Below are 26,276 nucleotides of genomic sequence, written 5' to 3' on the forward strand. Positions count from 1 at the left end.
GTCAGTTCAAGCTGGCGCGCGTTGGCGCTTCTTGCAGCAGGTCACCCCAATCTGTGCGGTAAGCCATCTCGGCAAGAACGGTCTCGGGCAGGAATTCTTGATTCTGGCGGATCTGCCAGCCGCCACCGAGACCCTTGTAAACTGCCACCAGATTGCTGGAGACCTGCTGGCGCGCTTGGATCAGATTGGACTGTGATCGCAGCAGGGCGGTCTGCGTGTTCAATATCCGCGAGTAGCTGGCAATCCCATCGGTATACTGACTAACGGCAATTTCCGCCGCCTTGCGCGAAGCATCGACGCTTTTTTGATAGAACCCGACCTGCTTGCGGGCCTGCGCATATGCGACCATGGCGCTTTCGACCTCGGAATAGGCTGTCAGAACCGTATTCTGGTAATTCGCGATCAGCGCCTGATAGGCCGCGTCCTGTGCGCGGACGTTGTTCTTGATCCGACCATAGTTCAGAACGTTCCAGACCACGCCAGCGCTGGCCAGTCCTGTGGTGCTGTTGGAACTGAACAGATCGCGCCCGCCAGACGCCTGCAAGCCGATGGCCCCCGACAGAACAAATTGTGGATAGAGGTCAGCGATAGCGATTCCGACCTCTGCAGATTGCGTTGCCGCCGCCAGTTCGGCAGCGCGTACATCCGGGCGGCGACGCAGCAGTTCAGCCGGAACGCCCACCGCGATGTTGGATCTGGACGATGGGATGCGGCCCGAATTGCCCAGCAGGCTGGTCATGCGGGACGGCGTCGTGCCCAGCAGAACGGCCAGCGCGTTCTTGGTTTGCTGCAAATCACTTTCCAGCTCGGGCACCAGCGCCTTGGTATTGTTCAGCAGCGCTGTAGATTCCTGCACATCCAGTTCGGTTGTGACGCCGTTGTCAAAGCGTAGCTGCGTCAGGTCCGCAGATTCCTGCTGTAGCTTGATGTTCTCACGCGCAACGGCCAGCGATTCCTGCAAGGCGCGGATATTGACATACAGGGCCGCCACATCCCCCGTCAAAGTCACCAGCGCGTCGTCATAGTTTGCCACTTGCAGCGCGAGGTTCGACCGTGCCGCCTGAACGCCGCGCCGCTGGGCACCCCAGACATCCAATTCCCATTGCGCGTCAAATCCAACCTGCGAGGTCGAAAACTCGGTATCCAAGGGGATGATCCGGTTGACGTCCGCGATAGGACCCAGATTATCGCTGATCTGACGCCGTTGCAGCGATCCACCGATGGCCTGTGACTGCGGATAAAGCTCTCCGAATGCGATGCCCAGTTGTGCGCGCGCCTGAAGAACGCGCGCGCCTGCGACCTGCAGGGTGAGGTTCTGGGCGTAGGCCTCGGCAATCAGCTTGTTCAGCGTCGGGTCGTTGAAGGTTGTCCACCATTTCACCACCGGCGCGCTGCGCGAGGTCAGGCCACTGCTCTGGCTGGCGCTGGGGCTGTTTGTCTCGATCCACTGCTTGACCACCGGAGAGTTCGGGCGCACGAAATCCGGCCCCACCGGGGTGCATGCGGCCAATACTGCGGCACACAGGGCTGTTCCCATCAATCTGCGAATGGATGTGGCCCGTGTCATGATGTGCGTCCTCAAATGTCCAGCGGTCGGATGAAGTTGGCGAAAGAGTACAGGCGGATATTGATGCGCCGCAGGAACTCAAAGCTTTTGCCCTGACCGGTGTAGATGGCCACAGCGGCGTGGCCGCCAGCGGGAAAGGTGTGCCCCTCGGGCAGGTCCACTGTTATCTGGACCGCGATCCGACCCGGCAGCTTTGGCAGCTCAAACCCGGGCAAGCGGCCTGAAGGCAGGTACTGGCCCTGGCGAGTGGCCCACCAGATCGCCTCGACCTTGCCGGGCAGGATTTCTCCGGGGTAGAGATCCAACGCAACTTCGACGTCCTGGCCGGTTTCGACAAATTTCAGGTTTTGCTGTCGAAAAGTTGCCAGAATATAGGGGCTGTCTTCGGTTACAAAGCTGGCGATTGCGCCCAACCGGAGGTCACCGACAACCAGCCCGGGGCGGGCTTGCTGCGAAACAATCATGCCGTTCTCCGGCGCGTAGATTGTCGTATTTTCCAGAAAATATTCTGCCTTGGACAATTGCGACTGTGCCTGCAGAATGCCGGTGTTCACGCCGTCGATCTGCGAGGACACAGCCAACTGCGCCTTCTGCAGATTTGCTTCGGCCTCCTTCACAGCGGCCTGATCTTCGGTGACCTGTTCATTCCATCGGTCCAATTCGTCCTGACGTGCGCCACCTGCCGGAACGAGGTTTTCGTAACGCGCCTTCTGCGTCAGCGCATAGGCCAACTGAGCATTGGCGCGCTCGACCGCTTCGGTCGCGGCAATGACGTCCTGTTCAAGAATCTTGGCGTTTTGTTCTGCCGCAACCAACTGTGCCTTGGCGTTGTCGACGGCCAGCGAAAAGACCGTATCATCAAAACGATAGAGCGGATCGCCTTTGGTGACTTGGGTGTTGGGTTCGACCAGTACCTCGGTCAGGATGGTGGGTTGTGTCAGTCTTGGTACAATCTGAATGGTCGACCGGACCACATGGCTGTCGATTGAGAATGGTTGAAAGAACCGCAAAGCGACAAGAAAGATCAGCAGCAAATGCGCTCCGACCCAGAACGAGACAATGCCCCAGGTGATGTTGAACTTCAGCCATTGCGCCTTGAAGAAAATAAACCAGACGAAAATGATGTAGAAAAGCGTGATGCCAAGAGCGACGAACATAGTGTTTTGATTCCTTTGGCCTTAGCTTTTCTGCGTCTCGTCAGACGCGGCCTGATATTCTTCTTTCACGGTGCCACCCAGACGTTCGATATCCTTGCGGATGGCATCTTTCTCTTCGTCTGGGCCCCGGCGAATGTCGACCGTCACGCCGTCATGAAACGCCCACATAAAAGCATGCACCCAGGGCACGACAGCTAGAAAGCCCATCCACCCCATGATTTTAACCGCTTCGGCATGAGGATGGTTGCGTTTGATCGCAATCCGTCCCGGCAGGCCCATGATGAACAGAAATAGCCCCATGACGGCGGCCAGCAGCAATATCAACGCAACGAAAGTCAGATAGTCGTAGTAGCCCAGTGGCTGGCCTAAAAGCCCCATGCTCGTGCCTCCTTTCGGGAAGGTTGTCCCATCCTCAGTTGTTGGTGCCCAGTTCGTCAATCAATTTGTAGCTGGTCGGAGGGTCGGCGCAAATACCCGGGCCGCATTCCAACAATGTGGACACCGCATTCAGTGCGGCCAGTCCCAGCATGATGAAGAAGGCCACCTTGGCCAGCGTGCTGCCACCGAACCGCGGCGCTGTCCGCGAGCCATCCGCATACTGACGGTCAAACATCAACATGATTGCGGTGCCCAGCAGGATCAGAAAGAAGCAGATTGCGGCCCAGGTGTAGTAATGCAGCCCCAGCACCGGCGAGCCGTAGTGGCCTGTCCCCGGTACGATATGCAGCAGGATCTGGCGCACCGAAACACTGCCACCATAAAGCGCCGCGACCAGCATCAGCGCATAGTGTTGCGGGCGCGCGCCATAAAGCAGGTTCAGACCAAGTCCGACACCGACGGCAACGAATCCGACCCGTTGTAGCAGGCAAAGCGGGCAGGGCAGTTCATACAATTTCAGTTGGTAGAAAAAGGCCAACACCAGCACAAGGCTGACGGCCAGCATTCCAAGCGCGTTCAGAGTTCTGGACAGTTCAGGTGTCATCTGTGCCCCCTACAACTGAATGGTCAGTTGACTGGTGGCATGAAACTTCAGCCAATACACACTCAACGCCAGCGTGATGAAAAACAGCGTATTGGCGGCTGTTGTTCTTTTGAAGTAGTTCAATCCCATAACGGCTGTAAGTAACGCAAATAAAAGCGCTATCATGGCCCGGTTCTCCCCTTCCGTGCGACGATCGCAGAATAAGGGGATACTGTCAGGCGGATACTCATCTGGCAAGGACATGGCCACTCGGTTCGCCAATTAGGGGAAATTAGTTGCGGCCTAAATGCTCAAGCGCAGAGCTGTTTGCCACTCGGCGCACTTCGGCGTCAGTTTCTCGGGCAGGGGGGCATCAGTGTAGAATGTGTCGACATCACGCAGCGACGCAATGCGTGCAGGGGCAGAGCGCTGGAACTTTGAGTGATCCGCAACCAGAAACGTGCGCCGCGCCTGCGCAATGATTGCTTGGCTGACATGCACTTCCTGAAAATCAAAATCCAGCAGATCACCGTCAGCATCCATCGCGGAACATCCGATGACTGAGTAATCAAACTTGAACTGTTTGATGGTTGAGGTGGTCAGATTGCCAATCAATCCTCCATCCGAGCGGCGCAAAACACCGCCCGCGACGACGATTTCGCAATCGGGATTTGCGACGAGGATATTGGCAACATTCATGTTGTTGGTCACCACCATCAGGTTCTTGTGGTCCAGCAACTGGCGCGCGACCGCCTCGGTCGAGGTGCCGATGTTCATGAATATGGACGCCCCATCCGGAATGTCTGCGGCGCAGTTCTGCGCGATTTGAGATTTGGCCTCTTCGTTTAGGCTACGACGGTCTTCATAGCCAATATTCGACACTCCGGATCTTAAAACGGCGCCGCCATGCACGCGGTCCAGCTTGCCCAGGTCAGACAACTCGGACAGGTCGCGACGAATGGTTTGGACTGTGACGCCGAACTGTTCCGCCAACTCTTCAACGGCGACGCGGCCGGTCTGCTTGGCGATATCCAGAATGTCTGACTGGCGAAAGGAAAGCGACATGAGGAGCTCCGAGATGCGGGGTGTATTCGTTTTTGTTCTTTTTTGGTAATTTTGCAAGTACCCGATAGGTGTCGGTGATAAAGATTTTTGCCCAAATTTTACACCTGGTTCAGAAATTCTGGGAAGTTTTGAATATCTGTGCTTTAAAAGCGAAAAAAAACGAAAATCAGCATTGACGAAGCGAAGGTGTCCCGGGTTAATACGCTCGACTTTCAAATTCGGGAATCACCTTGCTATGGACCAGCAGGACAATCAGATCACCGACCTCTTTGTCATCGGCGGTGGGATCAACGGATGTGGGATCGCACGTGATGCCGCAGGGCGGGGCCTGTCGGTGACGTTGGCAGAGATGAATGATCTGGCTTCGGCAACATCTTCGGCCTCGACCAAGCTGTTTCACGGTGGGTTGCGGTATCTGGAGTATTTTGAGTTCCGCCTCGTGCGAGAGGCGCTGATCGAGCGGGAAACGCTGTTGCGGGCAATGCCGCATATCAGCTGGCCGATGCGTTTTGTGCTGCCCTATCACGACGACATGCGGTTCGATTCTGAAACGCCGACGTCACGTTTGCTGAGCACGGTCATGCCGTGGATGCGTGGGCGCCGTCCAGCCTGGCTGATCCGGTTTGGCCTGTTCCTTTATGATCATCTCGGCGGGCGCAAAATCCTGCCGGGCACAAGTTCTCTGAACCTTCGTTCAGCCCCGGAAGGCGCGCCGTTGCAGGACAAGTTTGAAACGGCATACGAGTATTCTGACTGCTGGATCGAAGACTCTCGTCTGGTGGTGCTGAACGCCCGCGATGCGGAATCTCGTGGCGCAACAATTATGGTACGAACCGAGGTTACTTCGGCCGAGCGTGTGGACGATGTGTGGCACGTCACGATCCGGGACCAAGACAGTGGCGAGACCCGTATAACTCGGGCAAAAATGCTGATTAACGCCGGCGGTCCCTGGGTTGGGGATATCATCCAGTCCAAAATCCACGTGAAATCCCGCGAAGGCGTCCGTCTGGTGCGTGGAAGTCATATCGTGACACGCAAGCTGTACGATCATGACAAGTGCTATTTCTTTCAGGGAGAGGATGGGCGCATCATTTTTGCGATCCCATATGAGCAGGATTTCACCCTGATCGGCACGACGGATCAGGATCATACGGACCCATCTGTACCACCGGTCTGCACCGAGGTTGAGCAAGACTATCTATGCGCCTTTGCAACCAAGTACTTTGCCCAACCCGTGACCCGCGAGGACATCGTGTGGACCTATTCCGGCGTGCGGCCGCTCTATGACGATGGCGCGAGTAGCGCTACGGCAGCGACACGGGATTACACGCTGAAGGTGGATGCTCAGGGTGGGGCGCCTGTTCTGAACGTCTTCGGGGGCAAGATCACCACCTATCGCCGTCTGGCCGAAAGCGCGTTGGAAAAAGTCGCCGAGCATTTCCCGGATCTGCCGGGACCATGGACAGCGGGCGTTGCGTTGCCAGGGGGTGATTTTCCTGTGGATGGCGCGCAGAATCTCGTCGATGGCCTGTTGGCGGATTACGCTTTTCTGGAACCGGTCTGGGCCGCGCGTCTGATCCGCGCCTATGGTACCGAAGCTCGCACCCTTCTTGGTGACGCGAAAGACGTCGCTGATTTGGGTGAGGACTTTGGTGCATCCCTGACTGCCCGCGAAGTAGCGTGGCTGATGGACAAGGAATACGCCCGTAAGGCCGAGGACGTTGTCTGGCGCCGTAACAAGCTGGGCCTGCGCTTGACCGCAGACCAGATTGTTCGGATTGGCAAATGGATGGAACAACAAGTGCAGTTAGAAAAGACTGCCTGAACGCACCACACAGACCGGTAAAGAAAAGCCCCGTGATGATCACACGGGGCTTTTGCTTGATTGACCCCTTACGATCAGGTGGCTTCCTCAGGCGGGCCGGGATCGTTCTTGGTGCCTTTGATCCATTCCCGCAGCCCTTGCATCAAGGCATACAGGACCGGCACAAGGATAACGCCGACCAGCGTCGCAGCCAACATTCCGCCAAACACCGCCACACCGATGGCTTTCTGGCTGGCAGCACCAGCGCCACTGGCCGCCAACAGCGGTACAACACCCAACAGGAAAGACAGGGCGGTCATCATCACCGCGCGGAAACGCTGATGCGCGGCTTCGGCTGCAGCATCCTTGATGGATAGACCATTGGCGCGTTGCTCCATCGCGAACTCGACAATCAGAATGCCGTTTTTCGATGCAAGCCCCACAAGCATGATCATCCCGATCTGCGTGTACAGGTTAATGTCACTGCCAACGATCGCCACCGCCGCGACCGCGCCAAACAAGGCCACGACCACCGATAGCAGGATCGATACCGGCAAAGACCAACTCTCGTATTGCCCCACAAGGAACAAGTACCCGAACAGGATTGCCAGCCCAAGGATCACGACAACCAGACCACCCGACGCCAATTGCTGTTGTGCCGTCCCAGTCCATTCAAAGGCATAGCCGGGGGGCAGGGCGGTTGCAGACTCTTCTGTCATGACATTGATCGCATCGCCACTGGACAAACCCGCAGCCGGAACAGCCGTTACCGTTGCGGACCGGAACAGGTTATGGCGTTTCAGCAGAACAGGTCCCAGAACATTCTCGACATCGATCAGAGTACCCAATGGCACCATCTCACCCTCGGTCGAGCGCACGTAGAGGTTCGAGATATCGTCGACATTGTCGCGATAGGTCCCGTCTGCCTGGATCATCACGCGGTAAACCCGGCCAAACAGGTTGAAGTCGTTCACATAGTACGACCCCAACTGCGCCTGCATGGTCTGGAAAATCTCGGCGACTGACACCTGCAGCGTCTTGGCCTTTTCCCTGTCTAAATCGACGAACAATTGCGGCACGTTTGCGCGGAAAGTGGTATAGGCCTGACCGATTTCAGACCGCTGGTTGGCAGCATAAACAAATGAACCAACCGCTGCGGCCAGATCCTGTGGTGTACCACCGCCGGTTTGCTGAACCTCCATCTCGACCCCGGCAGACATACCCAGGCCCTGAATGGGTGGCGGGTTAAAGGCGACGATAGAGGCTGCAGATTCGCCGTTGGCAATGGCCAGCACTTTGGCAAGGATTGCATTGGCGCTCAGGTCATCTTCTTGACGGTCGTCCCAATTGTCGAGGTTCACAAAGATTGCTGCCCCGTTGGTGGTCGTTCCGTTCAGCAGCGAGAAACCGTTGACTAAAACGGTGCTGGCAACACCGGGAATCTCTCGGATCTGGGCATCCACGCGCTTTGTCACGGTCTCTGTCCGCTCCAGCGTGGCCGCGTCGGGCAACTGCACATCGACGAACAGGTATCCGTTATCTTCAAGCGGGATAAATCCGCTGGAGGTGTTGGACATGATCGTGCCAGTCCCCATCGCCAGCGCGACGATAATGCCAAACGCGATGACGGGAAGAACCAACAGCCTGCGCACGATCGAAACATACCCGTCACGCACGGTGCCGATGAAGTTTTCAAACAGCGCCAGAATCCCCTTGGGCGGGCCCGAGCGCGCGCGCAGAACCAATCCGCACAATGCCGGAGACAAGGTCAGAGCGTTGATCGAGGAGATCACAACCGCGGTCGAGATTGTGACGGCAAACTGCGAATAAAGCCGCCCCGAGATGCCGGGCATGAAGGTCACAGGCACAAACACGGCCAGCAAAACCAGAGTGGTCGCGATCACCGGGCCGGTGATCTGGCCCATCGCCTTGCGGGTTGCCTCGGCTGGGGGCAGGCCCTCATCCGCGATGATCCGTTCGACGTTTTCGACGACAACGATGGCGTCGTCGACCACGATCCCGATGGCAAGAACCAATGCGAACAACGAGATCGTGTTCAGCGACATGCCAAAAGCCAGAAGGAATGCGAATGTGCCGATCAGTGAGACCGGGATCGCCACCGCTGGAATGATTGTGGCGCGCCAACTGCCCAAAAAGATGAACACGACCGAAATCACCAGAATGAACGTCAGCATCAGAGTTGTGACCACGTCATTCAGCGATTGCTCGACAAAATCCGTGGTGTTGAACGGAACCTGATATTCAACATCCGTCGGAAAGGCCCGGGACAGCCGATCCAATTCGGCCTGAACCCGCTCCGACACCGCCAGCGCGTTGGCGCCGGGCGCCTGATAGATGCCAAGAACAGTTGCCGGAACACTTTGGAAATAACCTGAGGCAGAATAAAACTCGGCCCCGAGTTCCACGCGTGCGATGTCTTTGACACGGACGATGGAGCCTGCATCGCCGGTACGGATGACGATGTTACCGAATTCCGCAGCCGACGTCAGGCGGCCCTTGGTCTTGATCGTGTATTGAAAAGTCTGTCCTTCAGGCACCGGAGGTGAGCCAATCGAGCCTGCGGACACTTCGATGTTCTGTTCGCGAATGGCTTCAATCACGTCACCAGGCGTAATGGACAGGGCGGCCATCTGGTCAGGATCCATCCAGATCCGCATGGCGTATTCCAGATTGGTCAGGACATCTGCTTTACCAACGCCCTGCACCCGAGCCAGCGCGTCTTTCAGGTTGATCGAGGCATAGTTTGATAGAAAAACACTGTCATAGGTGCCATTGGGTGAGGTCAAGGTCACCAGCAACAGCATGTTGGTGGACGCCTTCTGAGTCACCACACCCGAGGATGTCACCTCGGAAGGCAGCGACGACATGGCCTGTGCGACGCGGTTTTGCACATTCACCGATGCGATATCAGGATCGGTGCCAACCTCGAAGGTGACGTTCAGCGAGTAAGAGCCGTTATCAGACGAAGTTGACGTCATGTAGATCATGTCGTCCACACCGTTGACCTGCGCCTCGATCGGGGCGGCAACAGTGTTTTCCACCGTTTCAGCGTTGGCACCGGTATAGGTGGCTGTGACGCTGACGACGGGCGGCGTGATGTCGGGGAACTGGGCGACCGGCAAGACCAGATAGCCGATACCGCCCATGATCGTCAGGACAAGCGAGATGACAAGCGCCAGCTTGGGCCGGCTGATGAACAGGGCTGAGAACATTGGTTATTCTCCCGGCTGTTCTGAGGCGACAACCGCGTCCACGGCAACACCCGGGCGAACCCTTTGCAGCCCCTCGACAATCACGCTTTCCCCTTCGCGCAACCCCTCCAGAACGATAATGGCGGTGCCGACCGTGTCACCAGTGGTGATGTAGCGCTGTTCGACCATCTGCTGGTCATTGACCACCAGAACGAATTCACCCCGCTGATCGCGCTGCAATGCGGCCTGAGGGACCAGTACTTGTAGGGTTGGTTCCAATGCTTCGATGTGAACGTTCAGGAACGCGCCATCAATGATCAGGCGGTTGGTGTTGTCAAACTCAGCCCGCATCGTGATTGCGCCCGTCAGCGGGTCGATACGGTTGTCGACAAAGACAATGTCACCGGTTTCATCAAGATCGGTGCCATTGGGCAGTGTGATCTTGACTACAGGGCTTTTGTCGCTTTCGGCCAGTGATGCCGCGTTTTCGCCAACGGTCTGCAGGATTGACGTGAATTGCTTTTCGTTGAGCGAGAAGTTGACGTAGATCGGCGCCTCGCTAACCAGATTGACCAAGGCTGGGTTTGTGGGGCCCACGACATCGCCCACGCTGGTGGTCACCCGCCCGATGCGTCCTGTGAATGGCGCGTGGATCTGAGTATAGCTCAGGTCCAATTCGGCCTGTTGAATGGCGGCGTTGGCCGCCTTTACCTCGGCCTCGGCCACCAGTTCATTGGCGCGGGCAATGTCACGTTCCGATTCCGGGGTGGCATCACGTTTGTACAGTTCTTCCTTTCGGGCCAGATCGACCTTGGCGAGCTCCAGATTGGCTTCGGCACGGTCTAGATCGGCTTTGCGGGCCTCGAGTGTGGCTTGGTACAGGTCGGGTTCGATGGTGAACAGCAGGTCGTCTTTGTTGACCAGTGCGCCATCTTTGACATTCTGGCTTTCCAGAAAACCGTTGACCCGGGCAACGATGTCGACCTTTTCGGTGGCCTCTGCGCGGCCAATGAAGACCGCCTCATCCGTGATTTCCTGTGTATAGGCTGCGGCGATGGACACCTTGGGTGGCGGCGCATCACTTTGATCCTGGGCCAAAGCGGGCTGCACCATACCCAGACAAGCAAGCAGGGCAAACCGCTTGCCAATCGCCCTGGCTGATCCGCAGTTGCGGGAAATTGAGTTCTTCAATGCAAGGGACATGGCGAACGCCTCGTTCAAACTAAGGATTATGCGCCAGAACAGGTCGGAGATCCTGGCGAGTCGATTGAATTTCGGATCAGGATGGCCGTTTTGAAGTCATATCTCAAGCTTCTTGAATACGAAGGGCAAACGGATGCATGCGGGAATTTTCTAATTTGTTGGCTGGTTTAGGTCGACGCGACGGCAATTGAACGCTGACAACGACACAAGTCATTGCGTTGAGCATTGCGCAGGAACGAAAACGGAGATCGAACCGACCCCCGTTGACTTTGTGCATCTATCAGGCGGTTTCAGTCGCGCGTTCCCGCAAACCGGGTCTGCCAGTCTTCGCGCTGTTCGTCCGTGATTTTGGCAAACAGGACATCGGGCACCGCAAAGCTGTGGCCAGCGGGCAGCGCGCTAAGCGCCGCCGCGACATCATCGGGCCAGCTGGTGTCCAAAGTGTTCATCGCACTTAGCATCCGTGCTGATGTTTCAGGGATGAACGGCGCGCTAAGCACGGCATAAAGGCGGATCAGGTTCAGACCCAGGCGCACCTGAACCGCCGCCTGTTCGGGGTCTGCCTTGAAGGTGGACCACGGCGCTGCTGCCTGCAGGTATTCGTTGCCGGCAACCCAGATCGCCCGCAATTCCTGCGCGGACTTGCGAACGTCCATCGCCTCCATATGCCCTTCATAGGCGCGGATGCGACGGGTGAGCTCTTCGACCAGAGCCTGTTCACGCTCGCCATATACGCCGCCTTCGGGCACCGCCTCACCAAATTTGGATCGACAGAATTTGGTGATCCGACTGACAAAGTTGCCCAGTACGTCGGCCAGATCCTTGTTCACCGACTGCTGGAAGTTCTCCCAGGTGAACTCGCTGTCACTGCTTTCGGGGGCGTGGCTCAACAACCACCAACGCCAATAGTCTGCGGGCAGAATGTCCAGCGCTTGATCCATGAATACGCCACGACCTTGACTGGTCGAGAACTGGCCGCCGTCATAGTTCAGGTAATTGAACGATTTCAGGTGATCGACCATCTTCCAAGGTTCACCCGAGCCCAAGATTGTTGCTGGGAAACTGAGCGTGTGGAAGGGCACGTTGTCTTTGCCCATGAACTGGACATAGCGCACGTCATCTGCGCCCTTGTCGGTGCGCCACCAGCGCTGCCAATCGGCATCGGTCCTGTCAGTGGCATCGGCCCACTCCTTGGCGCAGGCGATATATTCGATGGGGGCGTCGAACCAGACGTAAAAAACCTTGCCCTCCATGCCGGGCCAATCCTGATCACCTTTTTTGACCGGCACGCCCCAATCCAGATCACGGGTGATGCCACGATCGCGCAAACCGTCGCCATCATGCAGCCACTTCTTTGCAATCGAGGTGGTCAGGATCGGCCAGTCGGTTTTGCCATCGATCCACGCGTCCAGCTGATCTTTCATCGCGGACTGACGCAGGTACAGGTGTTTGGTCTCGCGCACCTCCAGATCGGTCGAGCCCGAAATGGCCGAGCGCGGCTCGATCAGGTCGGTCGGGTCCAGCTGCTTGGTGCAATTCTCGCATTGGTCACCACGTGCGCGGTCGTATCCGCAATTGGGGCAGGTGCCCTCGATATAGCGATCGGGTAGAAAGCGGCCATCTGCGTTTGAATAGACCTGCTTTTCGCTGACCTCACGGATCAGACCAGCCTCATCCAGTTTACCTGCAAAATGCTGAGTCAGTTCTTTATTCTGTTCGCTGGACGAGCGGCCAAAGTGATCGAAACTCAGCCCAAACCGCTTGGCGATGCCTGCCTGAATGTCATACATTTCGGCGCAATACTCGGCCACTGGCTTGCCAGCTTTGGCGGCTGCCAACTCGGCCGGAGTGCCGTGTTCGTCGGTCGCGCACAGGAACATCACCTCGTTCCCCCGGCCACGCTGATAACGCGCATAAAGATCGGCAGGCAATTGCGAGCCGATCAGGTTGCCGAGGTGTTTGATCCCATTGATGTAGGGGATCGCCGAGGTAATGAGAATCCGAGCCATTTTCCGTATCCGCGTATCTGTCTGCGGGCTCGTCTACCTTATGTAGACAGCCAGCAAAACCCCGGCTTTTGTACACAGGTCATTTAAAACAATAAGGACGGGAAAAATACACCGCTCCAAGGCTCTTTGTGCCTTCTAGTTTGGTGCTTGCCCTTGTTTTTGGCCTTCCTGGGCTGGAACTGATCGCCTGGCCGCTGGACAAAGTCTATCGCCCCTCACGCGACCGTTTCAGCAATCGCCCTATGGTGAAAGATGTGCGGGGCGCATAGACATAGTTGGTCCGCTGCTCCGGTGTCGGGCGCGATCGCATCCGAGCCAATCCAAAAATAATCAGAAAAACGTGGCCCATGGCGACATAAGCAAACAATGCGCTCGGTCCGAATTTCTGGATCAGGGTCGATGAAATGTAAGGCGAGGCAATCGCCCCCAATGCAAACCAGAACATCAGAGCCGCCGCCAGCTCTACCCGTTCTTCAGTGGTGGCAAAATCGTTCGCGTGGGCCGAAGATACCGAAAAGATCGGAAAGGTTGTCAACCCAAAGAAACCAGCGGCCAACATGACGCCCAGTGTTCCGGCACCGCTGGCTGCCATCGTGACGCCACAGCTGAAGATGGCTGCAGCAGACAGCCAGATTAACACCCAGCGCCGGTCATATTTGTCGGCCAACCACCCCACCGGATATTGCGCCAGCGCGCCGCCCAAAACAAACGAGGCCAGAAAAAAAGCGATCTGATCGATACCAAGCCCGACTTCTTGGCCGTAGACCGGGCCGACCATGCGGAAGGACGCGGAACTCAGTGCAGCGACGATCACGCCGGCCACAGCCAAAGGTGAGCTGCGCCAAGCCAGTTTGGGGCGCAGGCGCGGTGCATCGGGTGTTTTGGGTTGGCTGGCCTTCGTCAATGTAAGAGGTAGCAGCGCGGCACAGCACAAAATCGCCAGCAAATTGTATGAGACATAAGAAGCAGGCGGCAGAACCGCGATGATCAACTGAGCGCCCAGCGACGCGCCCATGTCCACAATTCGATAAGTCCCCATGGCGCGTCCGCGGGTTTCATTGGTGACCTTGGAGTTCAGCCAGGCTTCGATCACCGTATAACTGCCGGCAACACAGGTGCCTGACGCGATACGCAGTGCAGCCCAGATGTATGGGTTGTCCGTCAGCGTGTGTCCGATCAGTCCCATTGCGCCCAAAGCGGTGCAAACGGCAAATGCGCGGGAATGCCCGACTGAGCCCATCAGCCGCGGAGCCCACCAGCAGCCGACGAAAAAGCCGATGAAATGCGCCGAGCCCAGAAGGCCGATCTGTTCCGTCGTGAATTCGAGGGTGATGCCGGAAATCGCATCCAGGGGGCCAACGCCACCTGTCGAAAGCTGTAGCAGAATGACGGAAAAAAACAGGGCGGCAAAGGATATGATCGTACGCATAATGGCCTCAGCATTGATCGCAATGCGCAGCAAAGCGCGCACCTATTCGACTTTATCGAGTCGTTTTCTGCCCTTCTTGCGTCAGGCCTTGCGCAGGATTTCGGCTTGGATGTTCAGGCCAACAGTGTCCTGAACCAGATCGGCATAGCCCGAAGCCCCGAAATCATGACGGTTCAGTGCACCTTTCAGGCCGATGGACAGATGGTCAAGGTCATTCGTGCCCGTGCCCGGTTGGCGAAACAGTTCGGCTTGCAACGTGATCGGGCGCGTCACGCCACGCACTGTCAGATCACCAGTAATGCGCGCGCCGTTCGAGATACGGCCTCCGGGGCCAAGCTGAACTTTGGTGGAGACAAAGCGGATGGTCGGATATTCGGCGGCGTTCAGCACGCTTGGGCTTAGCATTGGTGCACGCGCAAAGGGCAGTTTGGTCCGCGCCTTTGCTACATTGAGTACGACGTCGACCTGACTGTTTTGTAATTGGCGCATGTCGATCTGAATATCGGCCGATTGGATCGGCATCGTTCCAGATTGTGCGATTCCGGACAGATCAAAAGTGAACCTGACCGAGGTGCCACCCGGCGACAGCCGATAGGGGCTGAGCGCGCCCTGTGCCGCGTGTCCAAGTGGCAGTGCGACCATACCAGCGATCATGGAACGTCGGGTCAGCTTTCTCATGCCGGAACGCTAGGGCGCGGCTGTGGCTTTGACCAATCACAAGTTGCGTGATCTTTCGGCAGTCAGGCGCGGGTGTCTTCTGTTTCGATCCTCTGCAATTGCAGCCCGGCGCGCGCTGCGGTCTGGGTGGCCTGCCAACTGACCGGGGGCAGGGCGCGGGCACGGCGGCGGGTCAGAGCCCAGCGCCGAGCCTCGTCTTGATGGGTTGCGGCCATGTGCCAGCGTGTCTCGATCCCTTGCGCGCCGCCATCGCCGGGGGTCAGCAATAAACCCAGCGGCGCCTGACCCATCGTGCCGCCCTGTTCGGCGGCCAGATGCATTCTGCGTATCGGCGTCAGTCCCGGTGGGCCGGGCAGGTCGCCGATCACCAGCGGGATTGCCCCGCTGCGCAGCGCCTCTTCCATGCACCACAGCAGGTCTTCGGCGCGGGTGGGGCGGACGAACAGGAATCGGGCCGGATCAGCAAAAGGCATCATGCCGTCGGGGTTCAATTGCCCCGCTTCCCACGCGGGAGAGATCCACAGAACCGGCCCCTGCGCCTGACCGGCCAACCACATGGCAAAGCTGCGCCGGGCAGGGCCGCAGGCCTCGTGTACGCGGCCCAGTTGCAGGGTGATTTCGTTATGAAGCGTCAGCCCCGGTGCAGCGCGCGCGGGCCTTTGTCCAAGAAGTTGTGTAGGCATGATCGCAAGCTATCATGTTCTTATTTTGTTCTCAAGCTGGGAAGTCACTCAACGCGACAGGATCAAGCGGCCTTCAGCAAACTGGATGTTGGAAAAACGGTGCAGATAATCCATGCCCAACAAAGACTGATTCAGGTCGCCTTCATTGATCCAGGCAGAAACGCCGTTGTCCCGGATCGGCCCCAACGCCAGACTGTCCAACCGAACCGGGGCAGTGCGCACAACACCATTCGCCGTTGACGCGCGGCCAAAGTAGTTCAGTTGATCCAGATCGAAACCCGCCCGTTTGGCGTCATTCGGGCTGAGGACAATCTGACTGGCGCCGGTGTCGACCAGAAACGTGATAGGCTCTCCATTTACCAGCATAGGCAGATAATAATGGCCATCAAACGCGCGCGGTACCTCGATGGTATTGCCACTGACGGCCATCTGGGGCGTGGTGCTGACGGTCGATCGGATGTCACCCCACAGGCCGACAACTGCGATGACGCCAATGAATATGAATACCCAGGCCATGACTTGCTGCAAGGTTTTGCCCAGCGACTGTCGATTATGCGTGAAGAACCACATCACCAGCGCTGCGCCCAGCAGAACCAGATAGGTCAAACGCCCGATTTCATAGCCATCCATATCAGAACCCGAAAAAAATCATTGCCATTCCGATATGGGAATTCACGACGCAAAACCAAAGGCCTTGAGGCCATCCAGAATAAACTGAACCGACAGCGCCGCCAGCAACATGCCCAGCAACCGGGTCAGCACGTTCAACCCGGTCTTGCCCAGAATCCGGGCGATCAGACCGCCGGATAGAAAGAACGTGAGCACCACAGCCATGACTGCCAGCATCACGCCCGAGGCTGCGGCGATACCCTGAAGGCCTGGATGTACTCCGGCCAGTAGAATGATCGTGGCGATCGATCCGGGACCAGCAACCAGAGGAATGGCGAGCGGAAAAACCGAAGGGTCGGGATGGTCTTCTTCTTCGGCCCGGTCCTCGCGCCGTTTGGTGCGCCGATCGAACAGCATGTCGAGCGCGGTCAGAAACAGCAACGCGCCACCCGCGACCTTGAAGGCCTCCATCGAGATGCCGACGAAACCCAGAACTGCCTCGCCGAATGCGGCGAAGGCAATCAGAATGCACGAAGCCGTCAGGCAGGTGCGATAGGCCGTCCTACGACGGGTTGGTGCATTCATGCCTTGGGTCAAGGCGACAAAGATCGGTGTGGTGCCGAATGGGTCGATGACAACAAACAGAGTGGTAAAGGCGGTGATGAAGAAGGCCAGATCAATCATGCAGCGTTCTCGGCGTTTTCAAGTCGTTCGGAGGCGGTGATCCACAAAGCCTCGGCCTTTTCCATCGCTTCGGAGACTTCGGCGAATTTACGGTTCCAGATTGCCAGATCTTTGACCCGGTCATCCTCGTACAGCGCCGGATCGGCCAATTTGGCGGACAGCTTATCATGCATGTCGGTCAGTTTCGCGACTCGGTCCTCGCATTTGCGCAGATTGGCACGCAGGGCCAGCACCGACTCACGCGAGGGGCGTTTGGGTTTTGTCGCCTGAGGCTTTTCTTTGATCGGCTTGTCGCGGGCCAGCAGCAGGCTGCGATACGCCTCAAGATCACCATCAAACGGTTTTACAGATCCGTCCGAAACCAGCCACAGATGATCTGCTACCAGCCCCAACAAGTGCATGTCATGGCTAACCAGAACAACCGCACCGGAATAGGCAGTCAGTGCCTCGACCAGGGCTTCGCGGCTTTCGATGTCCAGATGGTTGGTCGGTTCGTCAAGGATCAGCATGTGCGGTGCGTCGATGGTGGCGATCAGCAGCGACAACCGTGCCTTTTGCCCACCCGACAGGCGCCCGACTTTAGTTATAGCCTGATCCGCACCCAAGCCGAACCCGGCGAGACGCGACCGCCATTTGCCCGGCGCCTCATAGGGGCGCAGACGGCGCAAATGGTCCAGCGGCGTTTCATCCACATGCAGCTCATCCACCTGATGTTGGGCGAAATAACCGATGCGCAATTTGGGGCTGCGCGTCATTTTACCCGCCATCAGTGGCAGGCGATCTGACAGAAGCTTGGATAGGGTGGATTTCCCCTGACCGTTCTTACCCAACAGCGCAATCCGGTCGTCCTGATCGATCCGCAGGTTCAGGCGGCGCAATACCTCGGTCTCGCCATAGCCGGTCACACCGCCTTCGATTTGAATGATTGGTGGCGACAGTTCTTCGGGCTCTGGAAACGAAAAAGCACGCAAGGCAGCTTCTTGCGGGGTAGCGACCAACTGAATGCGTTCAATCATTTTAAGGCGGGATTGGGCCTGTACGGCTTTAGATGCCTTGTACCGAAATCGGTCCACAAAGCTTTGCAAATGCGCGACACGGGCTTTGGCCTTGGTGTTCTCGGATTCGGCCTGTGCCAGTCTCTCGGCGCGGCGTTCTGCGAATTTGTCGTAAGGCACCGCGTAATACGTCAGCTTGCGGTCTTCCAGGTGCAGGATCGAGCCCACAGCGCGGTTCAGCAGCCCACGGTCGTGGCTGATGATGATCACTGTATGCGGATACCTTGCCAGATAACTTTCAAGCCACAGCGCGCCTTCGAGATCCAGATAGTTGGTCGGTTCGTCCAGCAACAGAAGATCGGGCTTCGAGAACAGCACCGCCGCCAACGCCACACGCATCCGCCACCCACCCGAAAAATCCGAGCACGGACGTAGCTGGTCGTCATCGTCAAACCCCAGCCCCTTGAGGATCGAGGCGGCGCGCGCCTCGGCCGACCACGCGTCGATATCAACGAGGCGGGTCTGGATTTCAGCAATCCGGTCTGGATCGGTGGCGCTGTCCGATTCGTCCATCAGCGCGCTGCGTTCCGTGTCGGCGGCCAGAACCGTGTTTATCAGCGACACCTCGGAGGAGGGCACCTCTTGCGCAACACCGCCGATCCGCGCCCGTTTCGGCAAGGTGATGTTGCCGGACTCAAGCGCCAGCTCGCCCCGGATAAGCCGGAACAAGGTGGTCTTACCGGTACCGTTCCGGCCCACAAGGCCGACCTTGTGACCATCAGGAATGGTGGCGCTGGCCCCGTCGATCAGGGGACGGCCTTCGACGGCATAAGTTATGTTTTCGATCCGTAGCATGCGCCGCTCTTAGCAGAGGGTGAAAGGGGCCGCCAGCGGCTTGGCATGTTCAATTTGCAGGTGATGTGATAGCGCAGATCCGGTTACATGCTTTCATTGGTTTTTATCATGCGCGCGGCCCATTCACCCCCTTCACTGGTCACACTCGTTTTTGCCACGGCGCTGTCGGTGCTGTCGCTGAACATGTTCTTGCCGTCACTGGCCCGGATGGGCGAAGACTTCCAGGTTGATTATGCCTTGGTGAACCTGTCGGTGGCTGGGTATCTGGCGGTTTCCGCTGTTCTGCAATTGGTCATGGGGCCACTGTCGGACCGATACGGACGCAGGCCCGTCCTGTTGATCTGTATGTCAGTCTTCGTTTGTGCTTCTGTTGGGTGTGTCCTGGCCGAGTCGATCTGGGTGTTTCTTGGATTTCGTCTTTTGCAGGCTGCTGTTGTTGCGGGCCCCGTTCTGTCCAGTGCATCGATCCGGGACATGTATCCGCCGAATGAGGCAGCCAGCAAACTGGGTTATGTCGCGATGGCCATGGCGCTGGCGCCAATGCTGGGGCCGATGCTGGGCGGGGCTTTGGACATGTTGTTTGGCTGGCGCGCTGGGTTCGTGCTGTATTCGGTGCTGGGGGCAGGGATGCTGGTGCTGCTTTGGGCGGATATGGGCGAGACCAATACCGACCGATCCTCGACCTTCGGCGCTCAGCTGCGCGAGTACCCGCATCTGTTTCGCGCGCGTCGTTTTTGGGGATACGCCCTGTGCGCGGCGTTTTCGATCGGAGGGTTCTACAGCTTTGTCACCGGCGCGCCGCTGGTCGCCGCGGCGTGGTTCGACCTCAGCCCGGCTATGCTGGGCCTGGGTATCGGCATCATCACCGGTGGGTTTATGGTTGGAAACTTCATTACCGGGCGAATTGCATCACGAACGCGCCTGACAACGATGATACTGATCGGGCGGATGATCGCATCGGCGGGCCCATTTTGCGGTTTGCTGCTATTCATGGCTGATCTTGGGTCTGTCTGGATCTTCTTCGGCTCGGCTGTCTTTGTGGGGTTCGGCAATGGCCTGACGAATGCCAACGCATCGGCGGGATTGATGTCCGTCCGTCCCAAACTGGCAGGCAGTGCTGCGGGCCTGTCGGGTGCAATGGTTGTGGGGTTGGGGGCCGTTCTGACGTCTTTGACAGGTGCATTGGCCACCCCCGAGAACGCGCCGTTTCTGGTGCTTGGCATGATGTGTGCCAGCAGCTTTGCCGGACTGCTCGCGGTGCTTTATGTGCGCTGGGTTGACCATCGGAACCCGCTGCCCGACCCAATCTGAACGCCAATCACCAAAGCGGCCCATCATTCCACTTTTCATGACGCACATACCATGTTAGGCGGCGCGCGATGGATTTCGGCGCGGGACAATCCGCGTTATTTGACTAAGGAGAGGCCGATATGGCACTGGAACGCACATTCTCGATCATCAAACCCGATGCAACCCGCCGCAACCTGACTGGCAAGATCAACGCCAAGTTCGAAGACGCAGGCCTGCGCATCGTTGCGCAAAAGCGCATCCACATGACCAAAGCGCAGGCTGGCAAGTTCTATGACGTGCATGCCGAGCGCCCGTTCTATGACGAACTGTGCGAATTCATGTCGTCTGAGCCGGTCATCGTTCAGGTTCTGGAAGGCGAAGGCGCCATTGCCAAGAACCGCGAAGTCATGGGCGCAACCAACCCTGCCGACGCAGCCGCCGGCACCATCCGCGCCGAATTCGCTGAATCGGTTGGTGAAAACTCGGTCCACGGTTCGGACGCACCGGAAACTGCTGCGGTCGAAATCGCATACTTTTTCTCGGGCATCGAGCTGGTTGGCTAATCCGGCCTTTGGATCACGCTAAAGAGGGCCGCATCCGATCACGGGTGCGGCCTTTTTTGTGTCGGATTAAACCGGCTTGAGGTCTTTTGGTGCCACGCGTACGCCAATCGCGTCCAGATCCGAAATCATGCGGTTTTGCGGTACAGTACTGACACTTGCCTTGATTGCATCGAACCTATGCCGCAATGCCTTTTTCTCATCGCCCTTGCAGTCGTTCCACGGGCGACCCTGCAAGCCCATGACCAGCACGTAGTATCCAATGAAATGGGCCTTGGTGCCTGCCTGCAATAAGCGGGTATAGGTCGCATCTGCCCCCAGATCACGCAGCTCTTTTGCGGAATGAATGCCTGCACGGGCACAAGCCTGTTCAAAGGCCGGGCCAAGATTGCGGATCGAGGATACGGGGTCAGACATGTCCTTGTCTTAGCGGCACCGCCCGACGCTGTCACCGGTGTATTATCAGGGGCATTCGAGGTTTATCTTGATGCACGGACGGAAACGCGATTTCATGACGTTGTGCCGTTGCGGAGATGCAGATGTCCACGGCGGGGGAAGACCGCTAGCATTGAACAAAGGTGATTGGAACACGTCTCTGAAGTTGGATGAAACGACCCTGAAGGCGCTGAAAATCCGTGCGGTCAACCAAGGGGAACATTTTCGGAGAATTCGGTGAGACACTGGCCAACGAGTATCCTGATACTCTTCGAAAGGGCGCCCTATGACATTAAAAACAGATGGGTTCTTTGTCCTGCCTGGCGCGTTCGATGATGATGTCTTTGCGCAAGTGTTGACGGATTGGACGGTACGGTTTGGGACGGCAACGGCATCTAAGTCTTTCATCCTACTCGATTGTCATGATCAATCACTCCGGGTCTCAGGGCAAATGTTGATCGAAACTGACGGGACATTGCAACTGTTGCAGGGCAACGGCGAGTCCTGGGTGCAAAATTCAACCGCAAAAGGGCGGTTCGTGCAGGAATTGCTCTGTGGCTCGGTTCGCGAAGCCTTGCAAGGGTTCCCGGAATTGCGCGCCTTGACGGGCATTGGCGCAGGACGGGTCGAAAATCGGTCCCTCACCATTCTTGATGATCAGCAAAAGACACAAGTACGCGGTGATTTGATGGCGTTGTCATGCAAAACCGGGCGGGCGACCATCATCCGAGTTCAGAGATTACGAGGGTATGATCGGGCGTTTGTAGCAGTTTGCTCGGCGCTGACGGAAATGGGTGGCAATGCCGATGGGGTCGAGGCCGTGTTTCAAGCGCTTTTCCCCGGCATGGTGCCGTATCAGGCCAAACCGGAGGTCAGGTTGGGCCAAACCGAACCGTCCGTACAGGTGGCCACAGATATCATCCGCACATATTTGACCGTCGCGCGTCGGAACGAAGACGGTGTGATCGCTGATGTCGATACGGAGTTCCTGCACGACTACCGTGTGTCGCTACGACGTGTCAGGTCGGTTCTGGACCTGTTCAAAGGCGTGTTTTCCGAACGACAGTCAGCAGAATTAAAGCAAGTCTTTTCCGATCTGATGGCGCCTACCGGGCGGGTGCGGGATCTTGATGTTTATCTTTTGGAAAAAGATATCTACTTCAATCTGATACCATCAAAACTTCATGTCGGTTTGGATGTCATGTTTGAACAGTTCGAGAAGCAGCGCGCGCAAGAGTTGTCCCGTTTGTCACGCCGATTTCGCAGTGCTGCGTACGACAGATCCATGAACACTCTGATTGAGCTGTTTAGTGTCACCGACCGGTTGGAGCCGGGGCCGAACGCGACCCGTGGAGCCAATGAATATGCCTGCGCGTTGATCTGGAAACGGTATCGCAAGGTTTGCAAACTGGCACGCAGCATCAATGAAGAAACGCCCGACAAAGCCGTGCATGACCTGCGGATCGATTGTAAGAAACTGCGCTATCTGATGGAATTCTTTGCGCCGCTGTTCGCCCGCAAACGTTTCAAGCTCATCCTCAAGCCTTTGAAGAAATTGCAAGATAGCCTTGGGCTTTTCAACGATTATTCAATCCAGCAGGAGGCATTGCTAGACTTCGTTTCTCAGCAAAGCAATGCGCAAGGTCAGGTCCAGGCCCAGCTAGGCATGGCCGTTGGCGGGCTCATCGCGGTGCTGGATCAGAGGCAGCGGGCCGAGAGGGATCGCGTGATTGCAAGTTTCCAGCAATTTGACGGTCCGGACACCCGGCACCTGTTCCGAAGTTTGTTTCATCACAAGAAGGAGTGAGGGATGAAGATCATTGCCTGTTACAGCAACAAGGGTGGTGTCGGCAAAACCACAACCTCGGTGAATCTGGCCTACGCCTACGCTCGGGCTGGCAAACAGGTTTTGCTGTGCGATCTGGACCCGCAGGGGGCTTCGGGCTTCTATTTGCGGGTCAAGCCGTCAAAGAAGCTGACCGAGGCCCGGTTTTTTGAAGACGTCAAACGGTTCGTCAACGCCATCCGCGCCAGTGATTTTGAAGGGTTGGATGTGTTGCCTGCGAATCTGACGTTCCGGGATTTCGATGTGTTCTTGTCCCGGATGCGAAACAAGCGATCGCGGCTGAAAAAAGCACTGATCGCAGCCGGGAGTGATTATGACGTGATCATTCTGGATTGCCCGCCGAACTTTTCGACCTTGTCGGAGAATATCTTTAAAGCTGCTGATGAGATTGTGGTCCCGGTCGTTCCGACAACACTATCCGAGCGTAGTTTTGATCAATTGGTGAGCTTTTTCGACGAACACAAGCTGCGTAAAAAGAAACTGCGAGCATTCTTTTCAATGGTGCAACGACGCAAGACCCTGCATCACGAGACGATGGATATGATGCGTGAACGTTATCGAAGGCGCTTTCTCAAATGCGTGATCCCCTTTGCGGCGGATGTCGAAAAAATGGGACAACATCGCGCCCCGGTCAGTGTTTATGCGGGTCGCAGCGCGGCCAGTGCGGCCTATCAGGCGCTTTATGAGGAATTGGAGAACGGGGTGGTTTCAGGCAAATGAGCACGGAAATCGAACGTAAATTCCTGATCGCGGACCTCCCGGATCTGAGCGCTGCGCAAAGGGCGGTTGTGCGGCAAGGCTATCTGACGGCACCCGACGATTCGACCGAACTGCGGTTGCGACAGAAGAACGACACGTACTTCCTGACGCTTAAAGGTCGCGGTGGGATAGTTCGGGTCGAGCGTGAGGTCGAAATCACCGCCGAGCAGTTCGAAACGTTCTGGCCGGAAACGGAAGGTCGGCGTGTCGAGAAAGAGCGCTATACAGGCGGTCTGCCAGATGGACGTATCTTTGAACTGGATGTGTTTTTGGGAGAGCTGGCGCCTTTGTATCTGATCGAGGTTGAATTTGCATCCGAGTCCGAGGCATTTGAGTATAAACCACCTGCGTGGTTCGGCGCAGATGTGACAGAGGATAATCGCTATAAAAACAAGATGATGGCGATCAACGGTCTTCCGTCCTAAGGGTGCCGCGACAGTTTTATCGTTGTTTCTAGCCCAGGATCACAGTTGCGGGCCACGAATGCGCCGCCATGCATGTGCGAAATAGCGGCTACCAGTGCCAGCCCAAGACCCGCGTTCCGTTCGGTTCGCGCCGGATCGAGCGTGACGAACGGCAGCTGCAATCGCGGCAGTTCTTCTTCGGGCACACCCGGCCCCCGGTCGCGTACGCTCAGGCTTGTATGGGCACCATCTTCGGCGATCGAGATCGTTATGGCCGTGTCCTGCGGGGCATAGCGCATCGCGTTTTCCAACAGATTGGACAGGGCTTGTGACAACAGGGGGCGGTGCCCCTGAAGCGGGGCGGATTGGCCTGAGATTTCAAGTTGAATGCCCTGATCCGCCGCCACCGGCTCGTAAAGCTCCACAACATCGCCGACCAGTTGCTGCAAATCCACCTCTTCGAATTGCTCGCGACCCAGACCGGCCTCTGCCCGTGAAATTTCGGTCAGTTGTCCAAGCACGCGCAGCACATGGTCGATTTCACCGGTTGCGCGGGCGATGTCCACTTCTCGGTCCATGTCACTTTTGCCAGGGTCGGACAGGGACTCGACCCGTTGGCGCAGACGTGACAACGGGGATCTCAGGTCGTGGGCGATAGAGTTCGATGTCGTACGCAGATTACTGATCAATTCCTCGATCCGGTCGAGCATGTTGTTCAATGTTCCGGCGACCTGATCGAACTCATCCCCGGTGCCGCGCATGGGCATTCGGCGGGACAGATCGCCCGAGACGATGTTTTCCGCAGTGCTTGCGATATCTGATAGCCGGGAAAACACCAGACGGGTAAAGAGCCAGCCGGTCAGAACGCTCAGGATCAGAGCTATCCCCAGAGCCAGAGCCACAGAGCGCAGCAACACACGGTCAAACTGCTGACGTGCGACAGCGTCACGCCCCACAAGCAAGCGTTCCCCGCCGGGTAGTCGGACGGATGCGGCTGAAATTGGCACCAGCTGATCATTGTCGGAGCGGCGCAGTTCCAGATCCACCCAGCCGCTACCCGCCGTGATGTTCGCCGGCCAGCTTTTCAGGTTGCCGACCAGTTTGATACCTGAGCGGTCCGTCAACAGGTACAGGGCATCCCGCTCTGACGCGCTTGGCAAGCGTCGCTCGATGGCCGTAATCAATCCGATCAGGCCGCGCCTTTCATATTCATCCGCCAACCCGGTAAGTTCGGCAGACACTACCGAGCGCGTCTCGGATTTGATGCTTCGGTTGGCGGTGACATAGACCAAAGCCAATACTGTTGCCGTCAGTATGGTACTGAGAACCATACTGGCGACAACAAGTCGAGTGCGTGAGTTATTCAGAGAAAGCCGCAGATTATCCATCAGACATCATGTAACCAGCGCCCCGGATGGTATCAATCAGCGGAATGTCTCCGCCTTCATCCAGTTGACGCCGCAGTTTCGAGATATGGACGTCAACAACGTTGGTATTCGGGTCGAAATGGTAGTCCCAAACCCCTTCGAGAAGCATGGTGCGGGATACCACACGATTTTTTCGGCGCAGGAAGAATTCCAGAATCTGAAATTCGCGAGGGGTCAGGGTGATCTCATGCCCGTCGCGGGTGACCTTGCGGGTCAGCAGATCCATCTCAAGGTCCTTGCAGGTCAGGGTCGGGGTTTCCTCGGCCTCTTGCGGGCGGCGCAGCAGGGCTTCGATCCGGGCGTGCAACTCCTGAAAAGAAAACGGTTTGACAAGGTAATCATCTGCGCCGGACCTCAGGCCTTTGACCCGCTCGTCAACCGCGCTCATAGCGGTAAGCATCAGAACCGGAGTCTTCAGGCCTGCAGCGCGCATGGATTTGATCAGGGACAGCCCATCCAATCCGGGCAACATCCGGTCCAGAACGATGGCGTCGAACCCGCCATCAGTGGCGTGGTACAGGCCTTCACGGCCATCGGCGGCCACCTCGACCACGTATCCTTCTTCGCTAAATCCTTTGGCGATGAAGTCCCTTGTGTCTTCGTCATCTTCGACGATCAGCAGGCGACGGCTCATGAGCAGAGCT

24 protein-coding genes are annotated in these 26,276 nt (G+C 57.2%); 6 read left to right on the plus strand and 18 right to left on the minus strand.

Annotated features, from left to right (window positions below; genetic code table 11):
- Position 1: 1 nt before the first annotated feature.
- From HW561_RS04020 to HW561_RS04045, 6 genes are read right to left on the minus strand one after another with little or no spacing between them, the layout of a single operon-like run.
- Positions 2-1,567: an efflux transporter outer membrane subunit gene (locus tag HW561_RS04020; RefSeq protein ID WP_176861915.1), complete on the minus strand. Its 1,566-nt coding sequence runs from the start codon at positions 1,565-1,567 to the stop codon at positions 2-4.
- Positions 1,568-1,578: 11 nt separating this feature from the next.
- On the minus strand, positions 1,579-2,724 hold the full coding sequence (locus HW561_RS04025; protein WP_176861916.1) for an HlyD family secretion protein: 1,146 nt from the start codon (positions 2,722-2,724) through the stop codon (positions 1,579-1,581).
- Between the two features lie 21 nt (positions 2,725-2,745).
- The gene (locus HW561_RS04030; protein WP_176861917.1) at positions 2,746-3,102 is read right to left on the minus strand and encodes a DUF3302 domain-containing protein; all 357 of its coding nucleotides are present in this window, start codon (positions 3,100-3,102) and stop codon (positions 2,746-2,748) included.
- A gap of 34 nt (positions 3,103-3,136) precedes the next feature.
- A complete protein-coding gene (locus HW561_RS04035) occupies positions 3,137-3,706 on the minus strand; it encodes a disulfide bond formation protein B (protein WP_176861918.1) in 570 nt (189 codons plus the stop codon).
- Between the two features lie 9 nt (positions 3,707-3,715).
- Complete coding sequence (locus HW561_RS04040) at positions 3,716-3,949, minus strand: DUF5993 family protein (protein WP_235962816.1); 234 nt, start codon at positions 3,947-3,949, stop codon at positions 3,716-3,718.
- A 39-nt stretch (positions 3,950-3,988) separates the two neighbouring features.
- A complete protein-coding gene (locus HW561_RS04045; protein ID WP_176861919.1) occupies positions 3,989-4,750 on the minus strand; it encodes a DeoR/GlpR family DNA-binding transcription regulator in 762 nt (253 codons plus the stop codon).
- Positions 4,751-4,985: 235 nt separating this feature from the next.
- On the opposite strand from HW561_RS04045, the gene glpD reads away from it, so the two are divergent.
- Positions 4,986-6,575, plus strand: coding sequence for a glycerol-3-phosphate dehydrogenase (gene glpD, locus HW561_RS04050; protein ID WP_176861920.1), 1,590 nt, complete (start codon positions 4,986-4,988; stop codon positions 6,573-6,575).
- Positions 6,576-6,649: 74 nt separating this feature from the next.
- Here glpD and HW561_RS04055 read toward each other — a convergent pair whose 3' ends face one another.
- The 9 genes from HW561_RS04055 to HW561_RS04095 form a co-directional block, all read right to left on the minus strand.
- The gene (locus HW561_RS04055) at positions 6,650-9,787 is read right to left on the minus strand and encodes an efflux RND transporter permease subunit (RefSeq protein ID WP_176861921.1); all 3,138 of its coding nucleotides are present in this window, start codon (positions 9,785-9,787) and stop codon (positions 6,650-6,652) included.
- Positions 9,788-9,790: 3 nt separating this feature from the next.
- The gene (locus HW561_RS04060) at positions 9,791-10,879 is read right to left on the minus strand and encodes an efflux RND transporter periplasmic adaptor subunit (RefSeq protein WP_408015363.1); all 1,089 of its coding nucleotides are present in this window, start codon (positions 10,877-10,879) and stop codon (positions 9,791-9,793) included.
- A 380-nt stretch (positions 10,880-11,259) separates the two neighbouring features.
- On the minus strand, positions 11,260-12,978 hold the full coding sequence (gene metG, locus HW561_RS04065; protein ID WP_176861923.1) for a methionine--tRNA ligase: 1,719 nt from the start codon (positions 12,976-12,978) through the stop codon (positions 11,260-11,262).
- A 205-nt stretch (positions 12,979-13,183) separates the two neighbouring features.
- Positions 13,184-14,407 (minus strand): MFS transporter, encoded by a 1,224-nt coding sequence (locus tag HW561_RS04070; RefSeq protein ID WP_176861924.1) that lies wholly within the window; start codon positions 14,405-14,407, stop codon positions 13,184-13,186.
- Between the two features lie 81 nt (positions 14,408-14,488).
- Entirely contained in the window at positions 14,489-15,085 is a 597-nt protein-coding gene (locus HW561_RS04075) for a YceI family protein (protein WP_176861925.1), read from the minus strand.
- A gap of 62 nt (positions 15,086-15,147) precedes the next feature.
- Positions 15,148-15,768, minus strand: a complete 621-nt coding sequence (locus HW561_RS04080) for an ImuA family protein (RefSeq protein WP_176861926.1) — start codon at positions 15,766-15,768, stop codon at positions 15,148-15,150.
- 48 nt (positions 15,769-15,816) lie between these two features.
- Entirely contained in the window at positions 15,817-16,398 is a 582-nt protein-coding gene (locus tag HW561_RS04085; protein ID WP_176861927.1) for a retropepsin-like aspartic protease family protein, read from the minus strand.
- A gap of 42 nt (positions 16,399-16,440) precedes the next feature.
- Positions 16,441-17,061, minus strand: a complete 621-nt coding sequence (locus tag HW561_RS04090; protein ID WP_176861928.1) for a MarC family protein — start codon at positions 17,059-17,061, stop codon at positions 16,441-16,443.
- On the minus strand, positions 17,058-18,911 hold the full coding sequence (locus HW561_RS04095; protein ID WP_176861929.1) for an ABC-F family ATP-binding cassette domain-containing protein: 1,854 nt from the start codon (positions 18,909-18,911) through the stop codon (positions 17,058-17,060). Before HW561_RS04095 ends, HW561_RS04090 begins: the two co-directional genes overlap by 4 nt.
- Positions 18,912-18,998: 87 nt before the next feature.
- On the opposite strand from HW561_RS04095, the gene HW561_RS04100 reads away from it, so the two are divergent.
- Both HW561_RS04100 and ndk read left to right on the plus strand, forming a co-directional pair.
- A complete protein-coding gene (locus HW561_RS04100) occupies positions 18,999-20,222 on the plus strand; it encodes a multidrug effflux MFS transporter (protein WP_235962769.1) in 1,224 nt (407 codons plus the stop codon).
- 119 nt (positions 20,223-20,341) lie between these two features.
- Complete coding sequence (gene ndk, locus HW561_RS04105) at positions 20,342-20,764, plus strand: nucleoside-diphosphate kinase (RefSeq protein WP_085821644.1); 423 nt, start codon at positions 20,342-20,344, stop codon at positions 20,762-20,764.
- 66 nt (positions 20,765-20,830) lie between these two features.
- Here the strand turns inward: ndk and HW561_RS04110 are convergent, their stop codons facing one another.
- Positions 20,831-21,178, minus strand: a complete 348-nt coding sequence (locus HW561_RS04110) for a TfoX/Sxy family DNA transformation protein (RefSeq protein ID WP_176861930.1) — start codon at positions 21,176-21,178, stop codon at positions 20,831-20,833.
- A gap of 304 nt (positions 21,179-21,482) precedes the next feature.
- On the opposite strand from HW561_RS04110, the gene HW561_RS04115 reads away from it, so the two are divergent.
- From HW561_RS04115 to HW561_RS04125, 3 genes are read left to right on the plus strand one after another with little or no spacing between them, the layout of a single operon-like run.
- The gene (locus HW561_RS04115) at positions 21,483-23,003 is read left to right on the plus strand and encodes a CHAD domain-containing protein (protein ID WP_176861931.1); all 1,521 of its coding nucleotides are present in this window, start codon (positions 21,483-21,485) and stop codon (positions 23,001-23,003) included.
- Positions 23,004-23,006: 3 nt separating this feature from the next.
- Positions 23,007-23,762 carry a ParA family protein gene (locus HW561_RS04120; protein WP_176861932.1) on the plus strand — a complete coding sequence of 252 codons (756 nt, stop codon included), beginning with the start codon at positions 23,007-23,009 and terminating at the stop codon, positions 23,760-23,762.
- The gene (locus HW561_RS04125) at positions 23,759-24,226 is read left to right on the plus strand and encodes a CYTH domain-containing protein (protein WP_176861933.1); all 468 of its coding nucleotides are present in this window, start codon (positions 23,759-23,761) and stop codon (positions 24,224-24,226) included. Before HW561_RS04120 ends, HW561_RS04125 begins: the two co-directional genes overlap by 4 nt.
- On the opposite strand, the gene HW561_RS04130 is transcribed toward HW561_RS04125, so the two are convergent.
- Both HW561_RS04130 and HW561_RS04135 read right to left on the minus strand, forming a co-directional pair.
- Positions 24,223-25,593 (minus strand): ATP-binding protein, encoded by a 1,371-nt coding sequence (locus HW561_RS04130; protein WP_176861934.1) that lies wholly within the window; start codon positions 25,591-25,593, stop codon positions 24,223-24,225. The genes HW561_RS04125 and HW561_RS04130 overlap by 4 nt on opposite strands.
- Positions 25,586-26,266 carry a response regulator transcription factor gene (locus tag HW561_RS04135; protein WP_176861935.1) on the minus strand — a complete coding sequence of 227 codons (681 nt, stop codon included), beginning with the start codon at positions 26,264-26,266 and terminating at the stop codon, positions 25,586-25,588. The genes HW561_RS04130 and HW561_RS04135 overlap by 8 nt, the downstream gene beginning before the upstream one ends.
- Between the last annotated feature and the right edge of the window lie 10 nt (positions 26,267-26,276).

Origin of the sequence: Ruegeria haliotis, assembly GCF_013377785.1 — a bacterium.
In the GTDB taxonomy this organism is placed as follows: Bacteria; Pseudomonadota; Alphaproteobacteria; order Rhodobacterales; family Rhodobacteraceae; genus Ruegeria; species Ruegeria haliotis.

Coding starts and splice junctions, on each gene's coding strand:
- HW561_RS04130 (WP_176861934.1), bottom strand. CDS start 25,593: ATGGATAATCTGCGGCTTTCTCTGAATAACTCACGCACTCGACTTGTT.
- ndk (WP_085821644.1), top strand. CDS start 20,342: ATGGCACTGGAACGCACATTCTCGATCATCAAACCCGATGCAACCCGC.
- HW561_RS04055 (WP_176861921.1), bottom strand. CDS start 9,787: ATGTTCTCAGCCCTGTTCATCAGCCGGCCCAAGCTGGCGCTTGTCATC.
- HW561_RS04035 (WP_176861918.1), bottom strand. CDS start 3,706: ATGACACCTGAACTGTCCAGAACTCTGAACGCGCTTGGAATGCTGGCC.
- HW561_RS04040 (WP_235962816.1), bottom strand. CDS start 3,949: ATGTCCTTGCCAGATGAGTATCCGCCTGACAGTATCCCCTTATTCTGC.
- glpD (WP_176861920.1), top strand. CDS start 4,986: ATGGACCAGCAGGACAATCAGATCACCGACCTCTTTGTCATCGGCGGT.
- HW561_RS04135 (WP_176861935.1), bottom strand. CDS start 26,266: ATGAGCCGTCGCCTGCTGATCGTCGAAGATGACGAAGACACAAGGGAC.
- HW561_RS04115 (WP_176861931.1), top strand. CDS start 21,483: ATGACATTAAAAACAGATGGGTTCTTTGTCCTGCCTGGCGCGTTCGAT.
- HW561_RS04090 (WP_176861928.1), bottom strand. CDS start 17,061: ATGATTGATCTGGCCTTCTTCATCACCGCCTTTACCACTCTGTTTGTT.
- HW561_RS04060 (WP_408015363.1), bottom strand. CDS start 10,879: ATGGTGCAGCCCGCTTTGGCCCAGGATCAAAGTGATGCGCCGCCACCC.
- HW561_RS04025 (WP_176861916.1), bottom strand. CDS start 2,724: ATGTTCGTCGCTCTTGGCATCACGCTTTTCTACATCATTTTCGTCTGG.
- HW561_RS04110 (WP_176861930.1), bottom strand. CDS start 21,178: ATGTCTGACCCCGTATCCTCGATCCGCAATCTTGGCCCGGCCTTTGAA.
- HW561_RS04070 (WP_176861924.1), bottom strand. CDS start 14,407: ATGCGTACGATCATATCCTTTGCCGCCCTGTTTTTTTCCGTCATTCTG.
- HW561_RS04100 (WP_235962769.1), top strand. CDS start 18,999: ATGCTTTCATTGGTTTTTATCATGCGCGCGGCCCATTCACCCCCTTCA.
- HW561_RS04045 (WP_176861919.1), bottom strand. CDS start 4,750: ATGTCGCTTTCCTTTCGCCAGTCAGACATTCTGGATATCGCCAAGCAG.
- metG (WP_176861923.1), bottom strand. CDS start 12,978: ATGGCTCGGATTCTCATTACCTCGGCGATCCCCTACATCAATGGGATC.
- HW561_RS04085 (WP_176861927.1), bottom strand. CDS start 16,398: ATGGATGGCTATGAAATCGGGCGTTTGACCTATCTGGTTCTGCTGGGC.
- HW561_RS04075 (WP_176861925.1), bottom strand. CDS start 15,085: ATGAGAAAGCTGACCCGACGTTCCATGATCGCTGGTATGGTCGCACTG.
- HW561_RS04120 (WP_176861932.1), top strand. CDS start 23,007: ATGAAGATCATTGCCTGTTACAGCAACAAGGGTGGTGTCGGCAAAACC.
- HW561_RS04125 (WP_176861933.1), top strand. CDS start 23,759: ATGAGCACGGAAATCGAACGTAAATTCCTGATCGCGGACCTCCCGGAT.
- HW561_RS04030 (WP_176861917.1), bottom strand. CDS start 3,102: ATGGGGCTTTTAGGCCAGCCACTGGGCTACTACGACTATCTGACTTTC.
- HW561_RS04095 (WP_176861929.1), bottom strand. CDS start 18,911: ATGCTACGGATCGAAAACATAACTTATGCCGTCGAAGGCCGTCCCCTG.
- HW561_RS04080 (WP_176861926.1), bottom strand. CDS start 15,768: ATGCCTACACAACTTCTTGGACAAAGGCCCGCGCGCGCTGCACCGGGG.
- HW561_RS04020 (WP_176861915.1), bottom strand. CDS start 1,567: ATGACACGGGCCACATCCATTCGCAGATTGATGGGAACAGCCCTGTGT.